At 70.0% G+C, this 4,769-nt stretch carries 5 protein-coding genes; all 5 read left to right on the top strand.

From position 1 onward, the window contains the following. The coding region (locus VK640_08235) for a Xaa-Pro peptidase family protein (GenBank protein ID HTE73172.1) at positions 1–1,171 on the top strand (1,171 nt) is incomplete at its 5' end. 34 nt (positions 1,172–1,205) lie between these two features. Then, positions 1,206–2,558: an amidohydrolase family protein gene (locus VK640_08230; GenBank protein ID HTE73171.1), complete on the top strand. Its 1,353-nt coding sequence runs from the start codon at positions 1,206–1,208 to the stop codon at positions 2,556–2,558. Positions 2,559–2,568: 10 nt separating this feature from the next. Then, on the top strand, positions 2,569–3,474 hold the full coding sequence (locus VK640_08225; protein HTE73170.1) for a cupin domain-containing protein: 906 nt from the start codon (positions 2,569–2,571) through the stop codon (positions 3,472–3,474). Then, positions 3,471–4,160 (top strand): SDR family oxidoreductase, encoded by a 690-nt coding sequence (locus tag VK640_08220; protein ID HTE73169.1) that lies wholly within the window; start codon positions 3,471–3,473, stop codon positions 4,158–4,160. Before VK640_08225 ends, VK640_08220 begins: the two co-directional genes overlap by 4 nt. A gap of 154 nt (positions 4,161–4,314) precedes the next feature. After that, the coding region (locus tag VK640_08215; protein HTE73168.1) for a Uma2 family endonuclease at positions 4,315–4,769 on the top strand (455 nt) is incomplete at its 3' end.

Genomic DNA, 4,769 nt, shown 5'->3' with positions numbered 1-4,769 from the left:
CATGACGTCGACCCACATCGGCACCTGGGCGGTGGACAAGCTGATCCGCTTCGCCGTCCTCCCCCGCGGCGGCCAGCCGGTGCTGTGGGACTTCGGGTCCGCCGCCCGCCACCACCAGCTCTTCAACCCGTGGCTCGACGGCGAGGAACGCGCCCGGGCCGGTATCTCGACGCTGCGCGGCGCCTTCCACCCCGACGCCGGCATCGCCGAGGAGGTCGCCCGCAAGGTCACCACCGTGCTGCGCGAGCACGACCTCGCCGACCAGCCGATCGGCGTCGACGTCGCCGAGATGCCGATCCTCTTCGCGCTCAAGGCCGAAGGCCTCGACGTCGTCGACGGGCAGCAGGTCTTCCTCGAGGCTCGGCGCAGCAAGACTGTCGACGAGATCGCGCTGCTCACCCAGGCCTGCTCGATGGTCGACGCGGCCTACGAGGAGCTCTACGAGTTCCTCCGGCCCGGCGTGAAGGAGAACGAGTGCGTCGGCGTCGTGAGCAAGACGCTCTACGACCTCGGCAGCGAATACGTCGAGGGCGTCAACGCCATCTCCGGCGAACGCTGCTCGCCGCACCCCCACGTCTACAGCGACCGGGTGATCCGCCCCGGCGACCCGGCGTTCTTCGACATCCTGCACAGCCACCTCGGCTACCGCACCTGCTACTACCGGTGCTTCGCCGTGGGCAGCGCGTCGCCGGCGATGAGGGACGCCTACACCCGCTGCCGGGAGTACATGGACGTCGCCATCGCGGCCGTACGTCCGGGCGCGACCACCGCGGACATCGTCTCGCTCTGGCCGACCGCGCAGGAGTTCGGCTTCCCCTCGGAGGAGGCAGCCTTCGCGCTGCAGTACGGCCACGGGGTCGGCCTGTCCATCTGGGAGAAGCCCATCTTCAGCCGGTTGGTCTCTCTGGAGCACCCGGAGGTGCTCGAGGAGGGGATGGTCTTCGCGCTCGAGACCTACTGGCCGGGCGCCGACGGCTGGTCGGCCGCGCGGATCGAGGAGGAAGTCGTGGTGACCGCCGACGGCTGCGAGGTCATCACCAAGTTCCCGGCCGAGGACCTGCTCGTCGCGGGCCGCCGCTACTGGGCCGTGGACGGGCCGCTTCCGACCGTACGGGACAGCCAGTCGCACCTGAACACGACTGCCGGACGTCGCGAGGGCCATTCCAACTGAGTCACCACCGATCTCCCGGGAAAGGGGCACGCGGATGAGCAAGACCCTGCTGAAGGGCGGGACCGTCATCTCGATGGACCCGGAGGTCGGTGACCTCGACGTCGCCGACGTGCTGGTCGAGGACGGCAAGATCTCGGCGATCCAGCAGTCTCTGGATGCTGATGCCGAGGTGGTCGACTGCACCGGGAAGATCCTGATCCCGGGCTTCATCGACAGCCACCGGCACACCTGGGAGGCGGCGATCCGCGGCTGCGCGCCCAACGCGACGCTGGACGACTACTTCGTCGAGGTGCTGGACACGTTCGCGCCGCTCTACCAGGCCGACGACGTCTACGCGAGCAACCTCGCGGGGTCGCTGGAGTGCCTCAACGCCGGCATCACCACGCTGGTCGACTGGTCGCACATCAACAACACGCCGGACCACCCGGACGCCGGCATCCGGGCGCTGCAGGAGACCGGCATCCGTTCGCAGTACGCCTACGGCAGCGCCAACACCTCCCTGGAGAAGTACTGGTTCTTCAGCGCCGAGGCGATCCCGAACGACGACGTGACGCGGATCCGGGACACCTACTTCTCGTCCGACGACGGCCTGCTGACGATGGGGCTGGCGACCCGCGGTCCGGGCTTCACCCAGGACCAGGTCGTGCAGGGCGAGTGGGCGCTGGCCCGCGAGCTCGGCATCCCGCTGACCGTGCACGTGGCGATGGGCCGGATGGCCGGCCGCTTCGGGATGGTCGAGCAGCTGGACCGGCTCGGGCTGCTCGGGCCGGACATCACCTTCATTCACTGCTGCTACTTCAGCGAGCACGAGTGGCAGCGCGTGGCCGACACCGGCGGCACCATCTCGATCGCCGCGCAGGTCGAGCTGCAGATGGGCCACGGCTGGCCGCCGGTCAACAAGAGCATCCAGTTCGGGCTGCGGCCGAGCCTGTCGATCGACGTCGTGACGACGGTGCCGGGCGACATGTTCACCCAGATGCGGGCGGCCTTCGGCGCCGAGCGCGCCCGGGTCAACGCGGTGGCATGGGAGGCCAACGTGACCGTGCCCGAGACGATGCTGACCGCCCGGCAGGTGCTCGAGACGGCAACCCTCAATGGTGCCTACGTCGCCGGCCTCGAGGACCGCACCGGGTCGCTGACCCCGGGCAAGCGGGCCGACATCGTGGTGCTCGACGCCACTGCCATCAACATGACGCCGATCCACGACCCGGTCGCCGCCGTGGTGCTGATGGCCGACGTGTCCAACGTCGAGCACGTGCTGGTCGACGGCGAGTTCCGCAAGCGCGACTTCCGGCTCACCGGCGACCTCGCGAAGGCGCAGACCGAGGTGCAGAACTCCCGCGACCGGCTGCTCGACGCCAACGCCAAGGCCAAGGCCAACGCGTGAGCGGTCGCGGATGACGACGCACCACCTGGTGGTCCGGGGCGCCGACGCGGAGTGGCGTCCCGGGGCGGGACCCTTCGCGGCGGCGCCCGGCTACAGCACCTGGTCGGTCGTCGACGGCTCGACGCCGGCGGTCCACACTGGCTTCTCGCTCGGCCGGCTGCAGCCGGGCGGGTCGCTGATGGCGCACGTGCACTCCTACGAGGAGTCGCTCTGGGTCATGTCCGGCGAGGTCGTGATCCAGCAGCCCGGTGAGGCGACCCGGCTCGGGCCGGGCGACTACTGCCTCTTTCCGACCGGGGTCCCCCACGCGCTGCGCAACGAGGGCTCGGAGCCGGTGCAGTGGGCCCGGATGGCCGCTCCGGCACCGCGCGCGGCGTACGACAACGACACCTACCTCGTGCCACCGCTGAGGGAGACGGCCGCGCAGACCCTGGACGTGCGCGACCCGCGGACGCGGCGCTACGGCAACATCACGCCGGCCCACATGGACCCCGGTGGGCAGACGCAGGACAAGCTGGCGGTGACGGGCAGCATGCGCACCGCACTGCTGGTCTACAGCGGGATCACCGTGAAGATGATGGTCGACTCCGACCTCGGGGCGACGCAGTCGACGATGTTCATGGTGCAGTACGACCCCGAGGGCTACGCCGGGCCGCACGACCACCCGCTCGAGGAGACGTACCTGATCACCGAGGGGTCGGTGGAGGCGACGTTCGACGGGACGTCGTACGTCCTCGAGGTCGGTGACGTCGCGTGGGCGGGCGTGGGCTGCGTGCACGGCTTCCGCAACATCGGCCCCGGGATAGTGCGGTGGCTGGAGACCCAGTCGCCTGCGCCGCCGAGCCGGCACACCTACCGCTACGTCCGTGACTGGTCCTATCTGCAGGACCGGCTGGCAGAAGGGACCGACTCGTGAGGACCGTCGTCGTCGGTGGCAGCAGCGGGCTGGGGCTCGAGATCGCGCGCAACCGGGCCAAGCTCGGCGACTCGGTGGTGGTGACGTCGCGTTCCGCGGACCGGGCGGCGGAGGTGTCGGCGGAGCTCGGTGACGGGTCGAGCGGCGTGGTGCTGGAGCTGGCCGACCCGGAGACGATCGCGCCGGCCTTCGCCGACGTCGACCGGGTGCACAACCTGGTGCTCACCGCGATCGACCGCGACCAGAACACGCTGGAGACCTACGACCCGGTGGCGGCGATCCGGCTGGCGACGATCAAGCTGGTGGCCTACACCGAGGTGGTGCACGCGCTGCGCCCCAAGCTGCACGACGAGTCGGCGATCGTCATCTTCGGCGGGCGCGCGAAGGACCGGCCCTATCCGGGGTCGACGACCGTGTCGACCGTCAACGGCGGGGTTGTCGGGATGGTCAACTCGCTGGTCACCGAGCTCAAGCCGATCCGGGTCAACGCGCTGCACCCGGGGATCATCGGCGACAGCCCCTACTGGGCGTCGAAGCCGGCGGCGACGGATGCTGCTCTGGCGCGGACGCCGACCGGGCGGCTGGCGTCGATGGCCGACATCGTCGGTGCGGTCGACTTCCTGCTCGGCAACCGCGGCGTCAACGGCGTGCAGCTCGACGTCGACAACGGCTGGCTGCTGCTGTGAGCCGCCGCCGCTGCTGACACCCGCCGGCTGGCGGGGCTGCGGTGCAGAACATCCGCCGTAACCCCACCAACGCGCTACGGGTGAGCGACTGCCGACCGCAGCTGAGGAACGGCGGGACGCTGCACCCGACGGGCGAGAGGGGCAGACTTTGAGTGTGGACCCGGTTGCCTCGCGACGCGCACCCATCCTGGCCGACCCACTCACCTCGGTCGACGCCTACCTTGAACTGTTCGCGGCAGCAACCGACGGTCCGGAGTACGAGGTCGTCGACGGTCAACCTGTCGTGAGCCCATCGCCGGACGGTGCCCATCAGGTCTGCGTGCGGATGCTGCTGCTGAGCCTGCACGCGGCATGCCCGTCGGGGCACGAGGTGATGGTGGCGCCCTGGGACTGGGTGCTGTGGGAGCTACCTCGCCTGGCGATCCGCCAGCCGGACCTCATGGTCGTGCGTTCAAGCCTCGCGACGGCGCCGCGGTTGACCGAACCTCCGCTGCTGGCTGTCGAGATCCTCTCCGCGGGATCCTTCGAGCGCGACGCGGTGACCAAGCGAGCCGAGTACGCGAAGGCAGGTCTGGACGACTACTGGGTCGTCGATCCCCGGTCGGCCGA

Source organism: Actinomycetes bacterium (genome assembly GCA_035489715.1).
Taxonomy (GTDB): domain Bacteria; phylum Actinomycetota; class Actinomycetes; order JACCUZ01; family JACCUZ01; genus DATHAP01.
The sequence above is the reverse complement of the archived record's forward strand: the minus strand, read 5'-3'. Positions and strand labels throughout refer to the sequence as shown.